Below are 21399 nucleotides of genomic sequence, written 5' to 3' on the forward strand. Positions count from 1 at the left end.
CGCAAGGTTCTATGACCCGGTGATTGGGAGGTGGAATGTTGTGGATCCGTTGGCGGAAGCCTTTGGTTATGCCTCGCCGTACAATTATGGATTAAATAATCCTGTTCTCATGATTGATCCAAATGGAATGGAAACTAAATCTACTCATACCGATGCTCTTGGTAACGTCTTAGCTATTTATGCTGATGGTGACAACGGAGTATATAAACACAAAAATGCAACCACAAATGCAGAGGTTGACAACCTTTATCAAAATAGTATATCAACTTCAGGGGGGGGCGAAAAAATGGGAGAAACTTGGACTCCTTTCGGTTTCGCAGATTTTGGTGATTACGAAAAGAATGGTGTAAACAATAAAAATCAAGTCAAAGTTGCTGAGGGTGCCAAAATTGATTTTGATTCGAACTTTGCCACTCAATCAGTTCGAGAGATTGTCAAAGCTAATCCATCAGCTTACGAATATGCAAAAAAAGCAGGTACAAAAGGGGATTGGGACATTAAAACCCATACTCCAAATGGGAATGCCTACTATGGGTCATTGCTATGGGATAAGTATGCTTCAGCCAGAGATGCTGGAAATATTGCAGCTGGAATAGTCGCGAAATCATCGAATATCCCAACAATTATTATCGACTATGGCTTTGGCCTTTATAATGAATCGGGAAATAATAAGTTATTATCGGGTATTAGAGGGATTCGGGACTTAATAAATTTAAGTATTGTTCCGCAAGCCACGATCCCAAAGATTCTAACAACAGTGTTTACAGGTGAAGATAAACTGACAAGAGCTGGTATCAATGTTGGGAAGAATATATATAAATAATTTTACTATGAGAAAATTTACAATTCTTCTTCTATTATTCTCCAATTGCTGTTGTATGTTTGAGAAAAAATTTATAACACATTATCGTTTGAACGGTATAGTTGTAAGCCGTTATGATGAAGGAAAAAAAAGTTATTTTTATTATGGGTATTGTAATAGTGTGGTAAATATAACCCAAAAAGCGTCCGTAATGGTAGATTGGCAATTTGACGATTTTTTGCAAGCATCCCTAATTTTTCATAAAGATGGAAGCGTTGAAATGCTAAATGATGGCGGGGGATCTTATAAAAATTTAAAGACAAATAAGATTTATTACAAACATTATGAAAGCCGAGAATATAATAGAATAAAGAAGCCTTACTTACCCCCAAATAGCCTCAATAATCTTTGCCGCTTAAGTGACGATTTAAGTTATGAAATTCGGGAAAATAAGAGATTAAAAAGCGATGTGTCGATAAATAATGAGTTAGAGACCGACAATATGAATTGTAAATAATAACCTTCTTTATATATGGATATGGGCAATCGAAAGTACCGGTAAAAAAATAATGATTATGAAGAAGAAGGTGTTATTAGGTGTTTTGTTCATAGTAGCAATAATAGCTTAATGCTTGGTTTACAGTGAATTATCGTTTAATACTTTAAAAGAATGTGATTTACAAAAGTTGTTTAAAGGATACAGCGGAAGTTTTGATAAATCTTGTAGCAAGGACTTTCTTGGTAGGAGTTCTAAAGGAGAATTGTTCGAGATATACAGATATAACATAAAGGGAGGGGTAATAGATAATGATTTCCCAAAGCTTACGGAATGGGAGAACACAGAAGTTAGCAATGAGACGATTGTTGGTAAATGGAAGAATTGCCCTCTTGATTATCAAACAATGAAACTGTATAAGTTTACATTAACCTCCAACAATCTTGACGATGTGAAATGTTTTAGCTCTTTTAACAAAGAAATATTAAACCCGAAAAACTATTACAGTTTTATTCACTTTAATGATTTGGAGTAGTATTTTTTACTTTACTGCTCCGATAGCCAAGAATTATACTACATAAGAAGAAAAGGATTTTAGCAGAAAGCCACCCCAAAAAGGTTGCTTGTTGTTTTACATTGCGCCTATCTTGGCGGATTTGATGAAGTAGTCTACAGTTGTGAGGAGGCATTCCCTTTCTTTTTCGGGCAGTATGGAAATATCCTGGAAGCGCCTGAGCATTGCCGGGTCTTTAAATAAATTAGCTTCCCCTAAACTGGCGCAAGTCTTAGTGTGTTGGGCAATGTAGTGGAGGACTTGTGCCTAGATATATAATAAATTGAAGTCCAGCAGCAAATGTTGGGCTTCTAATTTTTGCTCCTCCCATCCTCTAGCGAAACTAGTAGAAGGTTTAGTCCTTTGGCCCGCCTACAGGCAGCCAAGGCCCCTGCGGCACGTACTAAAAGCCTGCTTACGGGCACCAAGGTAAAGAACCTGGGCAGCGGCACTTTTCTACTCACCACCAATTATTACGATCTGGAAGGACGCATTATACAAAGCAAAAGCAGTAACCACCTAAACGGTACCGATGTGGTAGACAATACCTGGAACTTTGATGGCAGCCTGAAAGCCAGCACCCGTACCCACACGGTAGGCAGTACGGTGACCACCATTGCCAACCGCTACGAGTACGATCATGTAGGACGCAAGATCGCTACTTTTGAAAACATCAACAACCAGGGAGATGTTGCGCTGAACCACCTGGAATACAACGAGATCGGCCAGTTGAGCAAAAAGAACCTGCACAACGATAGCCAGGCTACAACCTTTGCCTACAACGAGCGTGGCTGGATGAAGAACAGTACCTCCGATCAGTTCAGCATGGAGCTGAAATATAACGATGGTATCTTGCCACAGTTCAATGGCAATATCTCTGGCCAGAATTATACCAATGGTACTGCAAATGCCTTTACTTATAGTTACGACAAGTTAAACAGGCTGACCAATGCTGCTGCTGGCGATAACCTGGGCGAAACCATTAGTTACGATGTAATGGGCAATATTACCACCTTGGCCCGTGGTAATTTTGGAATGAACAATTATACCGGTTACGATGGAAACAAATTAACAGCAATCAGTGGTTTTACCAACGGTACTTATAGCTATGATGTTAACGGCAACCAGAAAACCAATACAGCCAGAGGCATTACCAACATTGATTATAATTATTTGAATCTGCCTGTTTCTATTGCAGGTCCGAATGTTAACTATACTTATAATGCTGCTGGTGAAAAGTTGCAGAAACAAGCAGGTAGCACGTTGAGAAACTATATTGATGGTATTGAATACAAACCAGATGGTACAACAATCGATATTATCCATACAGAAGAAGGTATTGCTAGGAATAGTAATGGCACATACAGTTATGAATACAATTTAAGCGACCATTTAGGCAATGTGAGGGCTACTTTTTATAAAAATCCTAATACCAACCTATTGGAAGTGTTGCAGCGTGACGATTACTATGCGTTTGGCCTGAGAAAAGTTGCAAGTGATGGAACTAATAAATACCTTTATAATGGCAAGGAGTTGCAGGAAGAGTTGGGGCAATATGATTACGGGGCAAGGTTCTATGATCCGGTTATTGGAAGGTGGAATGTGATTGATCCGCTTGTGGAGCTCTATCAGGAAAGTACTTCTCCATACATCTATGTTCTAAATAACCCGATCCTGTTAACTGATCCCGATGGAAGGTTTCCCGATGGACCCGGCGATGATGTTTGGAAAGGGATAAAACAGGGCTTTACAGGATATTTTGGTGGGATAAAACAAGCGGTTCTAAATCCTGTAGAGACCGTAAAGAGCCAGTTTACTCCCGAGGCGCTAAAGGATAACTTTCTCAACACCGCGACAATGGGTGGATACGGTGCAGTAAAAGAAGGATTAGAAATAACTTCTGCTGCATCAAAAGGAGATTTGACCGTTTTGGGTAATGCTATTGGTAGTAAAGCTGCAGAAGGAGTTGTTGTATTGGCGACAGAGGGAGCAGGTCGTGTTTTGAGTTCAGCTAACAAAGCACTCAGTAAGTCATTCAGTGGGGCAATGCAAGATGGTACCAAGGTTTTAGAAAGTAAAAACCCATTTGATTTACAGCCTACTCAAGGATTAACGAAATCCAAAAAAGAGTTCAGTTTATTAAAAGAAGATATTAAGTCAAATGGAATGAAAGAGTCTATTAAATATGTTGAAAACAATGGTTCCAATAGTGTCGTTGATGGTCATCATCGCCTAAGGATAGCGAAAGAGCTAGGGATTAAAACAGTACCTGCCGAAAAGGTTCAACTTCCTTACAAAGGTTATAAATCAGCGAACGATTTAATATACTCAAGGCATTAATGGCGATTTGGCAATATACATTTGAGTTGATACCTAAAGATGATTTAGAGATCATTGGCCGTGGCAATTATAAAGGTGAGGTAGACTATAATAATATTAGGTTTTGGAGAAACGGAGATTACGAAGTGGGGTATTTCGATACACTAACGGGACTCTTATCAAAGGGTAAATCGTGGAGTAATGACATAGTTCTTTATGGAAATGAGGAAAAAACCTGTATAAAGTTCTTAATTGAAGATGATAAAATATCGGAGGTTGTGATTCGAATTGATTTTAGGGAAGACTATTCAAAACTGTTAAGTGAGATAATAGAATTCTGCGGACTACATGCATTACTGCTTTTAGACGAAGAACATAACGTACTCCCATTGAACCAAACTAGTATAATTTCCCTTATCAAGAATTCGATACAGTATATTCATCTGCAGAATCTTATGAAAAATGAAGATAGCTAATATTGAAATAAAGTCTGGTAGCAATATTGAGCTTTGCATTTGCCCCTTCTGGTCTTGGCGTCTCGCTAAGACCAAAATGTAACTTACATATAAAGTCCGGCAGTTTAAAAGTTGCCGGACTTTTTTATTTCTGTATGAGTCCAAGTTTGATTAGCCTGGCTTTAATTGCTCCGTAGGTCCGAGAATGTAGTTTGGCGAGTTGGGTAATCTTGGTGCCCTCGGTAAAGCGTTCTGCAAGCAATTCATCTTCTTGTTCATTCCATGCCAAACCCTGGTTGCCATCTGTCCGTAGTCTTGAGCTATAGATTGAGCGTAAGGAGACCACGGATTCATCAATGTTGAACGCGATTAGGACTGATACTTAAAATACTTACAACTATCTGAACTTACCGGCAACCGCCACAAGGGTAACTGGTACGGCAGTTAATCTGGCGTATACTTATGATGCTGCGGGCAACAAACTGGCTAGAAACAGCAGTGGCACGGTTAGAAATTATATTAATGGTGTTGAATACAAACCAGATGGCACAACAATCGATATTATCCACACTGAAGAAGTGATAGCAAGAAATATACCTGGCGGAAACTATAGCTACGAATATAACCTGAGCGATAATCTGGGCAACGTTAGGGTAACTTTTAAACAGAGTCCAATAACTCCATACTCCTTAGAGGTAATACAGCGCGATGATTATTTTGCTTTCGGTTTAAGAAAGGAACCGGTTGCAAAAGCGGGGCTGAACAAGTATCTTTATAACGGCAAGGAGTTGCAGGAAGAGTTGGGCCAGTATGATTATGGGGTTAGGTTCTATGATCCGGTGGTTGGGCGTTTTAACTCGATAGACTCAATGTCTGAAAAATTTGATTTACTTTCACCGTACAATTATGTGGCAAATAATCCAATAATGCTTAACGACCCTACTGGTAAAGACTGGTCAATTACTATTAATGTTGATAAAGATAGTAGAACTCATTATAATATCTTATTCACTGGCGCAGTAGTTGACAATACGTCTAAGCATAATGGTCAAGCTGATAAAGTAGCTAAGGCAATTAAAACCCAATTCGAGGCGCTATTTAATAAAAATGTTGATAAAGATGAGAATGGAGGTACTGGTTTTGTAGTTACTGCTAAAGCGGAAATTAACGTATATGATGATGCTAAGTCTGTAGGATATAAAGAAACTTTGTTTAATATCAAAGATAGAACAGATGAAGATTTCAATGTAGAAGGTGGTGGTGTTGTGGGACGAGCAATGAATGGAAAGGTTATTTCTTTAAATGAAGAACATGTAGATATGTTAGTTAATCAATGGCAAGAATAATAAAACACTTTGACATGAGATAGGGCATACAGGTGGATTAAAACATCCTGCTGAAGACTATAAATTTAAAGTTGGAAAATATAAGTTTTTGGCTGTTTCAACTGCTCATTTGGAAGGTGGCTTAAATTTTATGAATCAAGGGTCGAAATCACAAAAGACACCAACTGGGCCTACCAAAGATCAGATGTATAGAATTTATATGTTATATAGAAGTGGTAAATTAAATAATTCAAATAATCAGCCCAATCATGAATAAAATAACTTATGCCCAAATAGTTTTCTTCTTATCTTGTTTTTTATCATGTAAAGATACAGAAGTGAGAGAAAAAGAAATTTCTTTAGAAAGGTTTAAAAAAATAATTTTAAAAGAAAATGATTGCACATCAGTTGATGTGCTTCAAATTTTTCCAATAAAGAATAAATGTACTGGGAAAATTGAAAGTGCAAGTCTATATGTATGTAGGATTATAGACACACAAGATACTTTGTACGTTTTTGATGTATGTAATGATGTGAGCAGTTCTATTGATAAAGACTTTAAAGACGGGTTTTGCATCATGAAAAAAAATGTTAAAGATTTTGGGGATAACAAAGTTTTAAAAGTATTTACACCCGACAACTTTAATATATCAAATGGATCTAAATACCTTTGTGGAAGGATAACTATGTTGGTCGATTAATTCCTTTAGTAAAAGTACGACATGACTACGGCACCAGGTTCTATGACCCTGTGATTGGGAGGTGGAATGTCATAGATCCACTAGCAGAGAATATGCGGAGACATTTGCCATACAATTATGGTTTTAATAGCCCGATAAGGTTTGTTGACCCTGATGGGATGGCTTCATATGATTGGTATCAATCAAATGTAACGGGAACTGTTAAGTGGTTTGATGGTAATGGGGAACAGGATGGATAAAGGCATGTTGGAGAAGTAGGTACTGTAACATCAAGTGATGGTGGTGTTGTTAACTTAAATGCGGATGGAACAGCTACTAACAGAGCGACAGGTAAGGAAGTTACATCATCCACTAGTGGATTGACGAGTATAGTAGCCAAAGACAATACAGGGGGATTCGCTAAATTTCTATATGATGTCTTTTCTGGAGGGGCGTATAGTCGTCAGGCAAATGCTTTGGATGTTTTAGATAGAGATGGGTTAGGCGCATACAATAATCAAATGATTGCTGATGCGCGAACTGAAATCAGAGGAGATTGGATGGCTGGTGCATATCAGGTTGGAGCATCAGTATCAGTTTCTACGGCTGCGAAACTTAGTGCAGGGAAAACCACTCAGTCAGGTTCAAAACGCGTTAGGAAAAACAGAAGGATGGGTGAATGATGTAATGAGAAGAAAGTACGCGTGCTGAAGGATGGGTTCTACGGGAGATGAATCCAGCAGGAACTGATCCTACTGGTAGGATGATACAATACCACCCTGGTACGCCAAGGCATTTTGGAGGACAGCCATACTGGAAAGTTTCCACAGGACCTGGTGGAACTGTTAGAGTCCCGCAACAACCTTAAATAAATGAAAATGGCAGAAAACTATGTTAAAACGATAGAAACCCTGAGGCTTTTGTCATCCTCATATGAAGATCAGGTAAGGTGTTTTCCAGATTTTGCTGATGTTCCTGATGAAGTGATATCAAGTTTTGAGACTGTATTCCTATTGATCCCGAGCCTCATTGAGGAAGAAAGATTCTCTTTTAAATCAATAGCTTCGATTCTAAGGATATATAATAAGATGCAATGGTCTCTAAGGAATCTAGATCTAGATGATTTTTCTAGTACTGAATGGAATGAGTTGAGAGAAATATCTAAAAACACATTGAGGTTACTAGATGAAGTTATCCAAAAGCCTGATATGAAATATATTTAGCTCTGACAGTCTTGGATTAAATGATCGATAGAAAAAAACTATTGTCCCTCTTGTTTAAGAGTTTACTTTTTCAGTGGACTCTTAAAACTTTTATGTAAACTCAAGGACTTTGTCCGTAATATTAGCAGAGTAGAAAAATATACTAAAGCCTGACAGTTTTCAAAATGCCGGGCTTTGTTATTTCTGTAGGAATTCGAGTTTGATTAGCCTTGCTTTGATTGCTCCATAGGTACGAGAATGGAGTTTGGCAAGCTGGGTAATCTTAGTGCCTTGAATGAAACGTTGTGTGAGCAATACATCTTCTTCTTCATTCCAGGCTAAACCCTGGTTACCTTTTTTGGTGAGGGCTTCGAGTTTGTCAATTGCAAACAAGATCGCCACTTTGAAAACATCAAGTATAAGGCAATGGATGTGGAAAATCCAATTTCTCTATCAGCGGGATTTTCAATTGAGAGGAAGAGTGGCAATGAGCACTCCGCTTCCATGGATAGTGATGGTGGATATTCAATTGGAGGAACTTTTGGCGTGGTTTCTGCAGAAGTTATGGTTAACTTTGAGAAAGCTGCAGAAACTATAAGTGCATGGGAAACTGGCGCTAAAGAAATGATTAAGAATTATTATAAAGATGCAACTAATAAAAATTGATAATGAGTAATTTCGAAATGATATGGGCAATAGGTATAAGTGTTATAGTTCTGTGTGTTGGACTGCTAAGAATTAATGAAAGGTGGAAGCTTAATAAGAACGGGATACGGACCGACGGTCACATTATTCATATAGAAAGAGTAATTATTAAAAATAAAGTAAGTTTTGTGCCTACAATAAGTTATATAGATAGCGATAGTAAGCAGATTGAAGTTAAACATAGCGATAGTATGCCCTTTAAGGTTTATAAGGTCAATGAAAAAATACCAATCATATATGATGTCAATGACCCAGAAAATTTAGTTATTATTAGTAAAACTACCGCTTTTTTAGATTTTATTATTGCAATAGCAGGATTTGTAGGTTTGCTGTTCTTTCTCCAAAAGTTTTTAATGTAAAAAAAATGAAAAATAAAATAATATATCTTTCTTTGATATTTTTCTTGATTGCTGGCTGTTCATCAAATGATGTCAAGGATAAAAAAGCTAATGATGTGAATGACTATCCTAAAAGTGAAGAAGTCCTACATTTAACTTTAGATTCTTTTTTTAAAATATATAAGGAGACTGGATCTGCAAAAGCAGTAGATTTTATATTTGGTTCTGATTCAGGCGCAACTCCTGAACAGTTAAATGAGTTAAAAGACAGATTAGCAAAGTTAGCATTAGTGGCAGGGAATTTCGAAGGCTATGAATCAATTACTCAACAACGCATTGGGAAAAGTTTAGTTTATTATAGTTATTTGGTAAAACATGATATCCAGCCAATAAGATTTATTTTTATTTTCTATAAAGCAAAAGATAAATGGAGAATTTATAAATTCAAATTTGATGATGAGGTAGATACTGAACTTGAAGAAGCTGGAAAACTTTATTTTGTAAAGTAAAAAATCTAATTCCCTCGCAGGCGTGTCGCGTGTGGGAGATGAATATAATTGTAGCAAAGCCTAGCAGAAATGTTGGGCTTTGTTATTTCTGTAGGAGCTGGAGTTTAATTAGCCTTGCTTTAATTGCTCCATAGGTACGTGAGTGTAGTTTGGCGAGTTGGGTAATCTTGGTTCCTTCGTAAAGCGTTCTGCAAGCAATTCATCATCTTCTTCAGTCCATGCTAAACCCTGGTTTCCTTTTTCGGCGAGGGCTTCTAGTTTGTTAAGGGCGAAGAAGAGTGCCCGGATGACCTCGGCCTGGTTGTATGGGCTGTCTGCGGGGAATACTTCTCTGGTTACGGGGGCGATACCAGGCGGCCAAAGCCTGGATAATCTCTAGGTGTCGATTGTTATCCTGCATAGGCTTTACCGGTTTTGGCATCGCGTATAATTGCGTTGGCCAGGAAAAGAAGTTTATCTTTAATGGATGGTTCGAGTTCCTCTATTTCGTCAATAAGCTTTAGGGTCTGTTTGTCAAAACCTGTTTTGCGGCCTTCCCTTGCTAGCAAGTATTTGTTATTGTACTTGGAGCTAATAGGTGACTTGTGCTTAAAATAATTTTATTCTTAGCCTGGCCTTGGTGCCAGGCTTTTAGTTCTTCAGTTAATGCCATTACCTTCAGCTAGAGCTAAGAAAGGATGAGCCGCTTGATCCAAACGCTACAGCTGGTAATAACCTGGGCGAGAACACAGTTATGCGGCAATAGGCAATATTAAAAGTCTTAACCCGGACAATGCCGGTATCAGAAAAAACACACGCTGGCTGCTAACTTAGCGAAAGAAAACTCTTACTCTTGTTAATTTTTTCAAATATCCTAAAATCATTTCATCACGCGAAAACACCATTATATCACCTGAAAAGTATTGTTCGTCAAAAAGATTCTTTTTTTTTGAAGAGATATGATAGTTTTATTATAACTTATTGATCAGTCATAAGAGAGGTAAATTATTTCTTTATTTTTATTTATGATGATTCGAATATTTTATTTAAATAAATTATAAACCAACAAAAATGAAACGTCTAAAACGCTTACTGTCGCTGGCACTTTTCCTGTTGCTATCTCAAATCAATTATGCACAAACGCCAGAATTCTATTTCAATGGTGCAGCAGATGTTATTTTTCGCTTTCCCCCTCGGGGTGCTGGAGGTAGAGCATTGGTACATGATACGGACAATGTTTTTAGCTTAAACTATGGAGGTGATTTTACGGGTGGTACACGTATTGGCAATGGATTCCGTATTGCAAACAATGGAAGTTTTAGTGCCTTTGACAGGTTGTTTCTTTCTACTGATGGCAATCTTGGAATCGGAACATTCGATCCTGAAGTGCCATTAACCGTTTATGGAAAGTCGCATTTTTATCCGAGCAGAGTAGGTACAGGAGATGCAAGATGTTTGTCTGTAGATAACGAATTAACCTCCATGAACTTTATGAACAATGATTACCCTATTGTTTTTAAAACAGGCGGTGGCAATCAACCCCTAATATTTAATGCCGCAAGGGTAGGTATAGGAACCATTAACCCACAGGAAATGCTTTCCGTTAACGGTAACATCCGTGCAAGGGAAATTAAAGTTGAGGCCGCAAATTGGCCTGATTATGTTTTCGAGAAAGAATATATTCTACCGACACTTAAGGAGACAAAGTGCTATATCGAACAACATGGCCATCTTCCCGATATGCCGTCTGCTAAAGTTGTTGCCAAAGAAGGTCAGAACCTGGGCGAAATCCAGGCTAAACTTTTGAAAAAAGTTGAAGAACTTACTTTACATCTCATCCGGTTGGAAGAAGCTGATCTAAAACAGAAAAAGCATATCGACGAACAGGATAAAATAATAAAAAACTTAAAAAAATCAGTAAAAAAATAATTTCACACCAACTTAATACGCTAATGAAAATTCTTATTAAAAATCTGGCAAACATTTTTCTTGCAATATGTTTGATTCTTGCCATTACCACAGTGAAAACCTTTAGCCAAACAGCTGCTAATTTAAACCAGTATGGATTAGCTTTTGATGCCCCAGACGCCTTTAATTTCAAGGGCAAAACAGTAGCATTTTATGGCTTAGGATGGTATAACGAAATGCCAAATACACCACCAATGGCCTATTTTTCGGGGTATTCTGGAATAAGATTTTTTGCTGAAGGGCAGCCTCGAATGCTTATGGATATTGGAGGGAACCTGAGCCTTGGTACATCAAATCCCCTTAGTCGTTTACATATTGCAGGAGGAGATGAAAGAATTACGCTTGGAGAGTATAATAATTCCAACGATACGAAAGGAATATATTTTCCCGGATTTCGTGATGTGCTGCCCAATTATTTTGGTGCTTCAATTGAATCAACGCCAGATTGGATTTGTTGTGGTGGCTTCCCTGCCACTACAGGCTATCCGGGGATACGAAACATGGGGCTTAATTTCAATGTACATGGCGATGTTGCGATAGCAGACAGTAAGTTAACCGCTATGGCGATTAATTCTAATGGAAATATAGGTATTGGAACTTTAACCCCTAGAGAGCGTTTATCTGTTAACGGGAAAATTCGGGCACATGAAATTAAAGTAGAAGCCGCCAATTGGCCCGATTATGTTTTTGAAGAGGGGTATGATGCAGGTACCTTGAAAGAACTTGAAAATTATATTAAAATAAATAAACACCTGCCAGAAATGCCTACGGCCAAAGAAGTTGAGGTTAATGGGGTTGCCTTGGGCGAAATGAATAAGTTGTTATTAAAGAAAGTAGAAGAACTTACACTACATTTAATCGAACAGCAAAAACAACTTAATGAGCAAGGAAAACTGATTAAAGTACTGCAGGAAAAATCTTCTGCTAAAGAATAAATTATTTACTTTTTTGAACCTAAATTTTTATTATTAAAAATCAGGGTTAATTGGTTAGCCCGATTTTTAACTTAAATTTAAACATTGCTTTTTTGAGTTGCTAAATGAGTTCGTTATTCCGAAAGCCCATAATATCAACTCAAAACACGCATTCATCGGGAAGATTTTTCAATAACAAAACATTCATTTAATTTTATTAAATCGTTTACTATACCGGTTGATTCTGGAACTTTCAAACAAACTATTTTCATGAAAAAAAACTTTTACAAAATTTTGGCATCAGCTACAGCTTGCCTTTTACTTGTGCATGCAAACCGTGCAACTGCACAAGATCAAACTATCAATGGAAACCTGAATATCGGATCGGGTTTCCATAATACACTGGGGTATGGCTCTCGGATTTATTTTCTGGGAAATTCAGATGATTGCTTTATTGGTCATTTTAATTCAGGTGCAAACCAAACTGAATTCCGTTTCTGTATTGGTGATGATTTTCAACCCGAAGATAAATTTACCATTGGAGTTAATTACGCCGGAGATAACCAATGGTATGACAGGATGGTGGTGCAGGGAGATGGAAATGTTGGTATTGGTACCTCACTACCAAAATCAAAATTACAAGTTAATGGTGGGGCTATAGTTGTAGGCACCAATTCGGTAGTCACAAATGCTGATGGGCATATTAGTCTTGGAAGTATTACTGAAGATGCTAATCCGACACAGGCAGACTGGGTTCCAAATTCCACTCTACTACTCAATGCAAAGGATTACAGCACTTTAGCCTTTCATGATTCAGGGCTCAGGGTTGATTTTATCAGGGCGGGAAATGGAACTATTCAGTTGGGTTACGACGGTGGTTGGGGAAGTGCAAATATCGGTTTACCAAATGGCATTTGGAATTCGCAGGGCGACGTAGGAATAGGGACACTTACACCAAAGGAAAAACTTTCTGTTAATGGAAAAATCCGTGCACATGAAATTAAGGTAGAAACCGCTAACTGGCCCGATTATGTTTTTGATCAAAAATATTCATTGAGGTCACTTAAAGATTTAAGTACTTACATCAGCTTAAACCGCCATCTTCCCGAAATCCCTTCCGCAATAGAAATGGAGAAAGAGGGTATTGCCCTGGGAGAAATGAACAAACAACTATTAAAAAAAATTGAAGAACTTACGCTATACCTGATTGAAAAAGACAATCAGTTAAATGCACAGAACAATAAGATTTCTGCTTTAGAAGCAGGACAAAAAGAACTTAAATTATTGATAGAAGGGATTAGTAAAAAGAAATAGATTTTTTTTTCTAAAGTTGATTTTAACATCGTTTTATATTAATCCTCCCGCTTTAAATCCTCAATTGGGAGCTCCATAAGCAATGAAAACAATTTTAATTTCCAATTATTACTGGTGATAGCTACAAAGAGTTCATCAGCCATGTATCGATATATGCTAAGTTTTTGAAAATTGGTCCTAAAGACTTGTTTGATTTCGCTGATTTGAAGCAGAAGGATTGAAAGGAGGGAGTTGTACGACTAATTCAATAGCGTTTTTGTAGATTTAAAAATTATTCGCTCTCTAATGAAAACACTGGTCAATATTCTGTTACTTATTTCTTGCCTTGGTTGTTCTTCACCCTCTTCTCCGAAAACACAGGCAATGCCGAAAAACCTAGAGGAGTCAATCTCATACCTCAAAAATGAATGGACTTCCTCCGAATTGAATTCGTTTAAAAATAAGCCGAAAAAAAAAGCCGTTGCTGAGGCTCACTTTGGAGCTGGACTTTGGATCAGAAATAATTGGATAAGAGGCGACAGAAATGTTCCTTTAACCAAATTTTTTAGATCACTGGGCATCAACCATCCCGACGATATGTCCTCGATCATCCTTTCATCTTTGCACATAAGATTAAATAACAAAAAAATCGATGTGAATGAACAGGTTGAAGAATACAAAGCATATTGGAAACCTATAAGGAAATGCGAAGAAAAAGCTGCACTCATGGCCGTTAAAAAACTATAATCGGTTTAAGGAAGGAGATCATATTTCAATCTATATGCACATAGATAATACTGATGGTTCGAGAAATGCTGTAGTTCTCAGCTGCCCAAATGTATACTGGAAATTTGATCCACAAACTGACCTTTTGATTAAAGGTACTATTGAAAAAAAGTATAACATCAATGCGCCATCGAATGTATTTTTTAGAGTAAAGATAAATAGCGCAAATAGGAACGATACTGATATTCTTATGCAGAAAATAAAAATTGGAGAAGATATCGACTTCTCACTTACAGGTTTGACCGTTGAATAATCATGACCTACTTAGAATTCATAACGTTAATTAAAAGCAAAATTAACTTGACCAGTCTGGATGTGCTTGTAGATTTTAGTCTAGATATTTGCGACCGCTTACTACAGAATATATATCGTTTTCGAAAAATCACAATTGGGGTGATCCTGATTTACTTACAGCGTGTATAGAATTTTGTCGTGTCGGTAAAGGAACTATGGTAAATCATTCCGATATTAAATTTTATCTTGATAAACTAGATCCAAATATCCCTGATATGGATGACTTTGGTGATTTTGATAGCAGCTACGCCTTAAATGCATCTTGTGCCGTTTACGAATTGCTTGAGTATATATCAGATAAAGATAAAAGTCATATTTTTAATATCAGTACTTATATGATTGATACAATAGATTTCAAATTGGGTGAAGCTAATGCAAATTTGACAAATGAAGAACTGGAGAACTATCCAGATGTTGTTAGAGAAAGGATATTTCAACTTGATCTCTTAAAATCTTATACATAAAATAGAATCTTAGAACCAATTTTAGACCTTAAAATTTAAGGTGAATGCTTAAAGATCATTGGGTTTATATCCAATTCGTTTCCCCTTCTGTCCGTAGAGTTAAGCATAGCGTCTCTACGGATATTAGAGAACTTATAAACTCTAATAAAAGCGAGCCATAGACTCTTTTCTATTTACTAATCCGTAGAGCCCTGCGGAACTCTACGGACAGGTATGGACATCACTTTATCAAAAAATTACTTTGCCCTTTGAGTAACCATAAGTAGACTCTATTTTCAAAACAACTTCTTCGCCTGTAGCATATTCATAACAGTACTTTGTTTCTATGTAGATGTTTTTACCATCAATTTTATAAAGGTCTTTGCCTTTTTTTGTTAGAGAGACCACATATTTTCCAACATCTAATTTGATAGGAGTTAACAATACACTCACTTCTTTCACGCCGTCTTCGGTGAGGGCTTTTGTATTAGCATTTAAGTCGGTAGATTGATATAAATCTGCAATGTCATACTCTGGTGTTTTTGATATATTAAAGGATGCTAGCATTAGAATTCCAATTATGCCTAAGGAGATTGTTGAGATGGTTCGTTTCATACAGGTTAATTTTAGATTACTTAAAGTCGAAATGTAAGAAATTCTTTTGAATGATAATAGAGTATTAATCATGATGCATGGTACCGTCTACTTTAAACAAAAAAAGATAGATTTCTTTATTTTAAATTTAATCAATAAACGAGCGGGCATTTGATACGCGCCCGTTTATCTATTCGGGTAAGGCAACTTTCTCTTTGCCAAAGCCCCAGTTAATTCCAAAAAGGGAGATAAGCTTATTCGGCCCTGAAAAATCTTTTCCGAAAGTTCCATTGATAAATATATTATCCGATACCTTCACACTAATAATACCTACAGTCCTGTTTTTTGAATCAGAAACGCCATTTGTAAATCTGTATAATGATTCAACAGCAATATTTAATCTGTTGAGTTCAAACCCTAAATTACCCCCTGCATCAAGATTATGGGCTTTCCCGATGACATTTTCGTCATTTACCTGATAACGATCGTACAGATAGCGGCCTAATGCATTTATAGAAAAATAGTTAGTTGCTTTTTTATCCAGTTTCAAATTAAGCGATAAACCGGTCCATACACCCGAACGGCCTATTTTTATCGCATCACTGCTGATACCATATCCGGCAGTAGCAACAGAAACGTCCCATGCAAATACAGGTTTTTGTATAATAAGATCATTTATTGTCTTAAGATCGGGAGCTGAAAGCTTGATCCTCATTTTCTCTGTTAATGCATTTATCTGATCCTGGTAGTTTTTATCGCTGGCATTGAGCCTGGATATAGCATCAATTAGATCCTGATTGCTTGAGATGTCTTCCAGGGCATGCTCATGCCAGCTGTTAATTGCGTTATTAAGTGCTTTGGTGTGCTCTTTATGATATGCCCTTAATAAGGTTGTATGAGCACCTATGGAGAAAATTTTTTGTGATTTTTCTATATTGTCATGGATAAGGTCTTTATTTATAAAACCAACCGAAAGGGAAGTGAATTTCAATCCGGAGAAAATATTCTGCCTGGTGTCGTCTAAAACTTTGCCGGATTCTGGCCGCGTTAAACCTAAATAAGAATATATGCTAATCCCTTCGGGATCAACCCACCAAACAGGCGCAAATTGCGCTGAAAAATTATCCGGAAAGTATGAGCCACCGTTTGCAACGGATTGCACTATACCTAATGCAAACGATTTAGGGGTGGTTGGGTTTTGGACCAAGGTAGGTGTGATATCGGTAAGTGAAAATGCCGGCGAAACCGGTACACTTAAACTTTTAAGCGTACTGGATTTGCTTGAAGTTTCTGAAGAACTTTGCGCTGTGGCATTAAAGCATACCGCTGCTAATGCCAGAGTGAACACGAACTTTTTCATACAAGGTCGATAATAAAAATAACATAAACGCTAGGGTCTTGATAGGATTTTAACGGGCTATTAAAGGTTTTGGCACCATCATCACCTCCTGAAAGTGTGTAGCTGCCTCTTATTGCTACTGCTTCGGTTGCACGACTTTCGGGGTCGGTACCGGTCAGATTTACCAAGGTAAATGCTGTAAGTCGTTTTCCTTTTAAGAAAGTACCTTTACCTATGGCTTGATTGGCAATATCGCCAGTTGCATCTACTGAATGGGCCACGGGAACTCCGGGACTATCATCAGACACTATTAAAACGCTTGCTCTGCTAGCGGCAAGGCCAACAGTTGTGATGTCTACTGATAGACTGACTTGGCCATTACTTGTACCAATGTTGTAAGTATTTGACATTTTAAGGGTTGTTTAGAGTGATTAAATAAATTTAACTATTTATGCATAAGGTATTTATAAAATAATTGCAATTAATTTGTTAAGATAAATTCTAGAAACCAGGCATTAATTTTTGATATCTCACAATGTATTTTAAATAAGGTAATACGCTTTAAAAAATTTTAACCCAGGTGGTGTAGTATTTTATTGTGAATTACTTAAAATTAATCTGTTAATTTTTAAGTTTCTAATTTACAATATGTTGTGTGGATTGAGAATACCTATATGTTGGTATTGTTAATTTTATTTACGCTAATGCAGTAGTTATGAATGAAGGTTGAACTGCTTTTGATATTATTGCTTGTAAGCACTAGAATGTATAATATATTAGGGGCAATATAAGTAGACAAGGAATAGATTTGCTTTTTGAGTTGATAAAGAGGTAATTAACTTGAAGTTGCAGATCAAGCCAGATGTTTTTTCTTAACGGAAAAAATAAGATTCGGCCACGCATTAAAGATTTTTATGCAAATTTTAACCGATCTAAAACAAAAAAACCTCACATTTCTGTGAGGTTTCTTGTGATCCCGCTGGGATTCGAACCCAGGACCACTACATTAAAAGTGTAATGCTCTACCAGCTGAGCTACGGAATCATTTCCTTTTGTTTAAGGAGGTGCAAATATAGAGATTAATCCTTGCTTTGCAAATGTTTTTATAAAATGTTTTTGGTCTTTAGCGTTAAAATTAGGTTATCTGTTTGTAATCCCTTGATTTTAAAATTGCTAAGCCAGAAAATATTTTTTATCTTTTTCTAAAACATAAATTAACCGATAGTGAAACGGTGGTTAAATAAAATCGAAATTTCTTATTTAGCACCTTTAGGTATAAAGTTAAGAAAGGATTGAAACTGCGCTTTATGTTTATTTTTATCGAGCTTAAAGTAAAAAGCACCGCGTCTGGAGCTCGATTTATCTTTCTCATTTTGTTTAATGAGCAAACCACTGGCCGTTATTTTACGGATAAAGTTTCGATTATCAATTGGTGCATCGTAAACCTGTTCATATAAAGCCTGCAATTGTGGTATGGTAAAACGTTTTGGTAATAATTCAAATAAAACAGGGTGGAGGGCGGCCTGATAACGGATTTTATCCATCGCTGCTTTAACCATAACGTTGTGATCGAAAATCAGTTCCGGTACTTCCTTCACCTTAAACCATTCTGCATGGTACTGATCATTAATCTGTTTGCTATATTTATTAATATCAATCAGTGCAAAATACACTACAGATACCGTTCGTTCAATTGGATCACGGTCAGGACTACCGTAAGCATGCAACTGCTCTAAATATACATCATGCAGGCCGGTAAGCTCCAGGAGGATCCGTTTTGCAGCGCCGTCCAGGTTTTCGTTTTCTCCGATAAAACCGCCCATTAAACTCCATTGATCTTTTATGGGCTCAATGGCCCTTTTAATAACCAAAAGTTTCAGTTGTTCGCCGTCATAACCAAAAATAATGCAGTCTACAGCAACCAATACAGGTTTTTGATTTAAATATTTTCCCATGTTTTAAAAAAGCAGATTTAATTTAGTATCGTTGTAATCGGTAATATAACCCAAAATATTTGGATAACCGTCAAATTCTTCAACGGTGTGTGTAGTGGTTAATACAAAGCATTGCATACCTGCATTCAGGGCTGATTCTACACCCTTAGGCGCATCCTCAAAAACAAGACAATCGGCAGGTGCAACGCCAAGAGCAGCTGCAGCTTTTAGAAAGGTTTCCGGATCGGGTTTGCTCATTTGCACATCGTCTGCACTTACAATCGCATCCAGATAATGGCGGATGTTTAAACCATCTACCACAAAATCAATATTGAAAGGAATAGCTGCTGAGCCAATGGCCATCGGAATTTGTGCAGCCTTTGCACGCTCCAAAAAGTTGTCTAAACCAACAATCAAAGCCAAATGCGGTAAATAACCTGCCTGGTAGCGCTTTTCTTTATCTACCGAAAGGCGTTCTATCTCTTCAGGACTAAATTTATCCTTTCCAAAAACGCGCTCCAGCACTTCGTGGTTTTTACCATACATTTCTTTTTTTACATTTGCGTAATCTAGGTCTGCACCTAAATCTTCGGTCATGATACTGTACCAGGCCAGGGTATGATACTCCATATCGTTAATCATGGTACCGTTTAAATCAAACAGAAAAGCTTTAGGTTTAAAATTTAACTCTCGCATATACCTGCTAAATTATATGATTTTTTTTGATGTACGGAATGATCGCCAATATTAACAGAAATAATATTATAATCGTTAACCTGACGTTAATTATTTTTACTACTTTAGCTGTAACCAAAAATAAATCTATATGCAAGCATCAGGAGTTTTGCTATGTGAAAACCACGATCGCTTCATCAACTTAAAAAATAATAACTGATGAAAAAACCATTTCTTAAGGCATTACCACTAGCTACCTTGTGTTTAGCCCTTGCTTTTAGCGCATGCAACCCTAAAGCCGATAAAGGTGCAACAAGCAGTACACAACAAGATTCGTTAAAATATAGCGCTACCATTGATGGTAAAGCGGTTAAACTTTACACGTTGAAAAATAAACAAGGTGCTTCGGTATCGATTAGCAATTTTGGCGGCAGGGTAGTTTCGTTGCTGGTGCCAGATAAAAACAACAAACTAACCGATGTAGTACTGGGCTACGATAGCGTGGGTGCTTACCGTAAAAAAGGTGAACCGTTTTTTGGCGCCTTGATTGGCCGATACGGAAACCGCATTGGTAAAGGTAAATTTACTTTAGATGGAAAAGAATACCAGTTACAGCTTAACGATGGCGTAAATACCTTGCACGGCGGTACTGATGGCTTTTTCGGCAAAGTATGGGATGCGAAACAACTGGATAGTACAAAACTGGAGTTGAGCTATGTTTCTAAAGATGGTGAAGCAGGCTATCCTGGTAAACTGGATGTGAAAGTGACTTATACTTTAACCGACGATAATTCGCTGCAAATTGATTATGAGGCTACTACAGATAAAACGACTATTATAAATCTAACCAATCACGCTTATTTTAACTTAAACGGCGAAGGTGATAGTACGATTTTGGATCACGAACTGATGATTGATGCAAATACTTATACACCGGTTGATTCGACATTGATCCCAACCGGAAAATTACAACCTGTTGCAGGTACTGCTTTCGATTTTAATAAAGCAAAATTGATTGGCAAACAGATTGGTGATAACGATGAGCAGTTAAAATTTGGTAAAGGTTACGACCATAATTTTGCTTTAACCCACCATGATGGTAAAACACCAGTTGCTGTAGTTAAAAGCCCAAAAACAGGAATTGTTTTATCGGTTATCACTACCGAGCCTGGCTTGCAGTTTTACAGCGGTAATTTCTTAACCGGTGCTGATAAAGATGGTAAAGGTGGTAAATCTTACCCACACCGTTCGGCTTTCTGCCTGGAAACACAACATTTTCCTGATGCACCAAACCACCCTAATTTTGCTTCAACAGTACTTAAACCGGGCGAAACATATAAAACGAGTACAACGTACAAGTTTTCGAAATAACGTTAAGGCTGTATCATAAATATTGAATTGTTATCCTTAGGGTTGATTTATTTTATAAATCAATATGAGTGACAGGGGATTTTAATGAATTAATATATTGCGTGGAATCGTCATTCCCAACTCGATTGGGAATCGTAATGCCTTGGTAGGGTTGTTAGGTTGCATTAAGATTCCCGCATGCGCGGGAATGACGACGTCGCTATTGAATTCTGTCAATGGTAGAAGTGATTTATTTATAAAAATCAATATAGATGACAGGAGAATTTTTAACGAACTGTAGACTATGAAGAATCGTCATTGCGAGAAGGCTTCTTCAGCCGACGAAGCAATCTTATAACGACCGCTACTAGTGTGATCATTAAGATTGCTTCGTTCCTTGCAATAACGATTTTTGTATTGGATTCTATTAAATAGTAGCCTGTATA

General features: G+C 37.2%; 26 protein-coding genes and 1 tRNA gene. 19 read left to right on the forward strand and 8 right to left on the reverse strand.

What is annotated here, in order from left to right; genetic code table 11:
- The 9 genes from OQX63_RS00005 to OQX63_RS00045 all read left to right on the forward strand — a co-directional run.
- The coding region (locus OQX63_RS00005; protein ID WP_322974182.1) for an RHS repeat-associated core domain-containing protein at positions 1 to 823 on the forward strand (823 nt) is incomplete at its 5' end.
- A gap of 55 nt (positions 824 to 878) precedes the next feature.
- A complete protein-coding gene (locus OQX63_RS00010; RefSeq protein WP_265848847.1) occupies positions 879 to 1319 on the forward strand; it encodes a hypothetical protein in 441 nt (146 codons plus the stop codon).
- 850 nt (positions 1320 to 2169) lie between these two features.
- Positions 2170 to 4191: an RHS repeat-associated core domain-containing protein gene (locus OQX63_RS00015; protein ID WP_265848848.1), complete on the forward strand. Its 2022-nt coding sequence runs from the start codon at positions 2170 to 2172 to the stop codon at positions 4189 to 4191.
- On the forward strand, positions 4191 to 4646 hold the full coding sequence (locus tag OQX63_RS00020; protein ID WP_265848849.1) for a hypothetical protein: 456 nt from the start codon (positions 4191 to 4193) through the stop codon (positions 4644 to 4646). The genes OQX63_RS00015 and OQX63_RS00020 overlap by 1 nt, the downstream gene beginning before the upstream one ends.
- 557 nt (positions 4647 to 5203) lie before the next feature.
- Positions 5204 to 5971 (forward strand): RHS repeat domain-containing protein, encoded by a 768-nt coding sequence (locus OQX63_RS00025; RefSeq protein WP_265848850.1) that lies wholly within the window; start codon positions 5204 to 5206, stop codon positions 5969 to 5971.
- Positions 5972 to 6219: 248 nt separating this feature from the next.
- Positions 6220 to 6651 (forward strand): hypothetical protein, encoded by a 432-nt coding sequence (locus tag OQX63_RS00030; protein ID WP_265848851.1) that lies wholly within the window; start codon positions 6220 to 6222, stop codon positions 6649 to 6651.
- Positions 6621 to 6890: an RHS repeat-associated core domain-containing protein gene (locus OQX63_RS23335; RefSeq protein WP_265848852.1), complete on the forward strand. Its 270-nt coding sequence runs from the start codon at positions 6621 to 6623 to the stop codon at positions 6888 to 6890. Before OQX63_RS00030 ends, OQX63_RS23335 begins: the two co-directional genes overlap by 31 nt.
- 120 nt (positions 6891 to 7010) lie before the next feature.
- Positions 7011 to 7313, forward strand: coding sequence for a hypothetical protein (locus OQX63_RS00040; RefSeq protein WP_265848853.1), 303 nt, complete (start codon positions 7011 to 7013; stop codon positions 7311 to 7313).
- A gap of 195 nt (positions 7314 to 7508) precedes the next feature.
- Complete coding sequence (locus OQX63_RS00045) at positions 7509 to 7853, forward strand: hypothetical protein (RefSeq protein ID WP_265848854.1); 345 nt, start codon at positions 7509 to 7511, stop codon at positions 7851 to 7853.
- A gap of 177 nt (positions 7854 to 8030) precedes the next feature.
- Here the strand turns inward: OQX63_RS00045 and OQX63_RS00050 are convergent, their stop codons facing one another.
- Entirely contained in the window at positions 8031 to 8225 is a 195-nt protein-coding gene (locus tag OQX63_RS00050) for a hypothetical protein (protein ID WP_265848855.1), read from the reverse strand.
- 33 nt (positions 8226 to 8258) lie between these two features.
- Here OQX63_RS00050 and OQX63_RS00055 point away from each other — a divergent pair, with 33 nt between their 5' ends.
- Genes OQX63_RS00055 through OQX63_RS00065 form a run of 3 tightly spaced genes read left to right on the forward strand, consistent with a single transcriptional unit; the run spans position 8259 to position 9384 of the window.
- Entirely contained in the window at positions 8259 to 8498 is a 240-nt protein-coding gene (locus OQX63_RS00055; RefSeq protein WP_265848856.1) for a hypothetical protein, read from the forward strand.
- Positions 8499 to 8500: 2 nt separating this feature from the next.
- On the forward strand, positions 8501 to 8896 hold the full coding sequence (locus tag OQX63_RS00060; protein WP_265848857.1) for a DUF3592 domain-containing protein: 396 nt from the start codon (positions 8501 to 8503) through the stop codon (positions 8894 to 8896).
- A gap of 5 nt (positions 8897 to 8901) precedes the next feature.
- Positions 8902 to 9384 (forward strand): hypothetical protein, encoded by a 483-nt coding sequence (locus tag OQX63_RS00065; RefSeq protein ID WP_265848858.1) that lies wholly within the window; start codon positions 8902 to 8904, stop codon positions 9382 to 9384.
- Positions 9385 to 9773: 389 nt separating this feature from the next.
- Here OQX63_RS00065 and OQX63_RS00070 read toward each other — a convergent pair whose 3' ends face one another.
- Positions 9774 to 9932 carry a hypothetical protein gene (locus tag OQX63_RS00070; RefSeq protein ID WP_265848859.1) on the reverse strand — a complete coding sequence of 53 codons (159 nt, stop codon included), beginning with the start codon at positions 9930 to 9932 and terminating at the stop codon, positions 9774 to 9776.
- 502 nt (positions 9933 to 10434) lie between these two features.
- Here OQX63_RS00070 and OQX63_RS00075 point away from each other — a divergent pair.
- The 6 genes from OQX63_RS00075 (at position 10435) to OQX63_RS00100 (ending at position 15082) form a co-directional block, all read left to right on the forward strand.
- Positions 10435 to 11292 carry a hypothetical protein gene (locus OQX63_RS00075; protein WP_265848860.1) on the forward strand — a complete coding sequence of 286 codons (858 nt, stop codon included), beginning with the start codon at positions 10435 to 10437 and terminating at the stop codon, positions 11290 to 11292.
- A 23-nt stretch (positions 11293 to 11315) separates the two neighbouring features.
- Positions 11316 to 12266 carry a hypothetical protein gene (locus OQX63_RS00080; RefSeq protein ID WP_265848861.1) on the forward strand — a complete coding sequence of 317 codons (951 nt, stop codon included), beginning with the start codon at positions 11316 to 11318 and terminating at the stop codon, positions 12264 to 12266.
- A 249-nt stretch (positions 12267 to 12515) separates the two neighbouring features.
- The gene (locus tag OQX63_RS00085; protein ID WP_265848862.1) at positions 12516 to 13559 is read left to right on the forward strand and encodes a hypothetical protein; all 1044 of its coding nucleotides are present in this window, start codon (positions 12516 to 12518) and stop codon (positions 13557 to 13559) included.
- A 285-nt stretch (positions 13560 to 13844) separates the two neighbouring features.
- Complete coding sequence (locus OQX63_RS00090) at positions 13845 to 14285, forward strand: DUF6794 domain-containing protein (protein ID WP_265848863.1); 441 nt, start codon at positions 13845 to 13847, stop codon at positions 14283 to 14285.
- A 34-nt stretch (positions 14286 to 14319) separates the two neighbouring features.
- Complete coding sequence (locus tag OQX63_RS00095; protein WP_265848864.1) at positions 14320 to 14577, forward strand: hypothetical protein; 258 nt, start codon at positions 14320 to 14322, stop codon at positions 14575 to 14577.
- 88 nt (positions 14578 to 14665) lie between these two features.
- Positions 14666 to 15082, forward strand: a complete 417-nt coding sequence (locus OQX63_RS00100; RefSeq protein ID WP_265848865.1) for a DUF416 family protein — start codon at positions 14666 to 14668, stop codon at positions 15080 to 15082.
- Between the two features lie 228 nt (positions 15083 to 15310).
- Here OQX63_RS00100 and OQX63_RS00105 read toward each other — a convergent pair whose 3' ends face one another.
- The 6 genes from OQX63_RS00105 to OQX63_RS00130 form a co-directional block, all read right to left on the reverse strand.
- Positions 15311 to 15676 (reverse strand): hypothetical protein, encoded by a 366-nt coding sequence (locus OQX63_RS00105; protein WP_265848866.1) that lies wholly within the window; start codon positions 15674 to 15676, stop codon positions 15311 to 15313.
- A gap of 169 nt (positions 15677 to 15845) precedes the next feature.
- Positions 15846 to 17015, reverse strand: coding sequence for a hypothetical protein (locus tag OQX63_RS00110; RefSeq protein WP_265848867.1), 1170 nt, complete (start codon positions 17013 to 17015; stop codon positions 15846 to 15848).
- Positions 17012 to 17404: a hypothetical protein gene (locus tag OQX63_RS00115; RefSeq protein WP_265848868.1), complete on the reverse strand. Its 393-nt coding sequence runs from the start codon at positions 17402 to 17404 to the stop codon at positions 17012 to 17014. The genes OQX63_RS00110 and OQX63_RS00115 overlap by 4 nt, the downstream gene beginning before the upstream one ends.
- 561 nt (positions 17405 to 17965) lie before the next feature.
- A tRNA-Lys gene (locus OQX63_RS00120) sits at positions 17966 to 18038 on the reverse strand.
- A gap of 212 nt (positions 18039 to 18250) precedes the next feature.
- Positions 18251 to 18949, reverse strand: coding sequence for an NUDIX hydrolase (locus tag OQX63_RS00125; protein WP_265848869.1), 699 nt, complete (start codon positions 18947 to 18949; stop codon positions 18251 to 18253).
- Positions 18950 to 18952: 3 nt separating this feature from the next.
- Positions 18953 to 19624: an HAD family hydrolase gene (locus tag OQX63_RS00130; protein WP_265848870.1), complete on the reverse strand. Its 672-nt coding sequence runs from the start codon at positions 19622 to 19624 to the stop codon at positions 18953 to 18955.
- A 198-nt stretch (positions 19625 to 19822) separates the two neighbouring features.
- On the opposite strand from OQX63_RS00130, the gene OQX63_RS00135 reads away from it, so the two are divergent.
- Entirely contained in the window at positions 19823 to 20974 is a 1152-nt protein-coding gene (locus OQX63_RS00135) for an aldose epimerase family protein (RefSeq protein ID WP_265848871.1), read from the forward strand.
- Positions 20975 to 21399: the final 425 nt, after the last annotated feature.

Source organism: Pedobacter sp. PF22-3 (assembly GCF_026239555.1).
Lineage (GTDB): Bacteria > Bacteroidota > Bacteroidia > Sphingobacteriales > Sphingobacteriaceae > Pedobacter.

Coding starts and splice junctions, on each gene's coding strand:
- OQX63_RS00010 (WP_265848847.1), top strand. CDS start 879: ATGTTTGAGAAAAAATTTATAACACATTATCGTTTGAACGGTATAGTT.
- OQX63_RS00020 (WP_265848849.1), top strand. CDS start 4,191: ATGGCGATTTGGCAATATACATTTGAGTTGATACCTAAAGATGATTTA.
- OQX63_RS00030 (WP_265848851.1), top strand. CDS start 6,220: ATGAATAAAATAACTTATGCCCAAATAGTTTTCTTCTTATCTTGTTTT.
- OQX63_RS00045 (WP_265848854.1), top strand. CDS start 7,509: ATGGCAGAAAACTATGTTAAAACGATAGAAACCCTGAGGCTTTTGTCA.
- OQX63_RS00055 (WP_265848856.1), top strand. CDS start 8,259: ATGGATGTGGAAAATCCAATTTCTCTATCAGCGGGATTTTCAATTGAG.
- OQX63_RS00060 (WP_265848857.1), top strand. CDS start 8,501: ATGAGTAATTTCGAAATGATATGGGCAATAGGTATAAGTGTTATAGTT.
- OQX63_RS00065 (WP_265848858.1), top strand. CDS start 8,902: ATGAAAAATAAAATAATATATCTTTCTTTGATATTTTTCTTGATTGCT.
- OQX63_RS00075 (WP_265848860.1), top strand. CDS start 10,435: ATGAAACGTCTAAAACGCTTACTGTCGCTGGCACTTTTCCTGTTGCTA.
- OQX63_RS00080 (WP_265848861.1), top strand. CDS start 11,316: ATGAAAATTCTTATTAAAAATCTGGCAAACATTTTTCTTGCAATATGT.
- OQX63_RS00085 (WP_265848862.1), top strand. CDS start 12,516: ATGAAAAAAAACTTTTACAAAATTTTGGCATCAGCTACAGCTTGCCTT.
- OQX63_RS00090 (WP_265848863.1), top strand. CDS start 13,845: ATGAAAACACTGGTCAATATTCTGTTACTTATTTCTTGCCTTGGTTGT.
- OQX63_RS00095 (WP_265848864.1), top strand. CDS start 14,320: ATGCACATAGATAATACTGATGGTTCGAGAAATGCTGTAGTTCTCAGC.
- OQX63_RS00105 (WP_265848866.1), bottom strand. CDS start 15,676: ATGAAACGAACCATCTCAACAATCTCCTTAGGCATAATTGGAATTCTA.
- OQX63_RS00110 (WP_265848867.1), bottom strand. CDS start 17,015: ATGAAAAAGTTCGTGTTCACTCTGGCATTAGCAGCGGTATGCTTTAAT.
- OQX63_RS00115 (WP_265848868.1), bottom strand. CDS start 17,404: ATGTCAAATACTTACAACATTGGTACAAGTAATGGCCAAGTCAGTCTA.
- OQX63_RS00125 (WP_265848869.1), bottom strand. CDS start 18,949: ATGGGAAAATATTTAAATCAAAAACCTGTATTGGTTGCTGTAGACTGC.
- OQX63_RS00130 (WP_265848870.1), bottom strand. CDS start 19,624: ATGCGAGAGTTAAATTTTAAACCTAAAGCTTTTCTGTTTGATTTAAAC.
- OQX63_RS00135 (WP_265848871.1), top strand. CDS start 19,823: ATGAAAAAACCATTTCTTAAGGCATTACCACTAGCTACCTTGTGTTTA.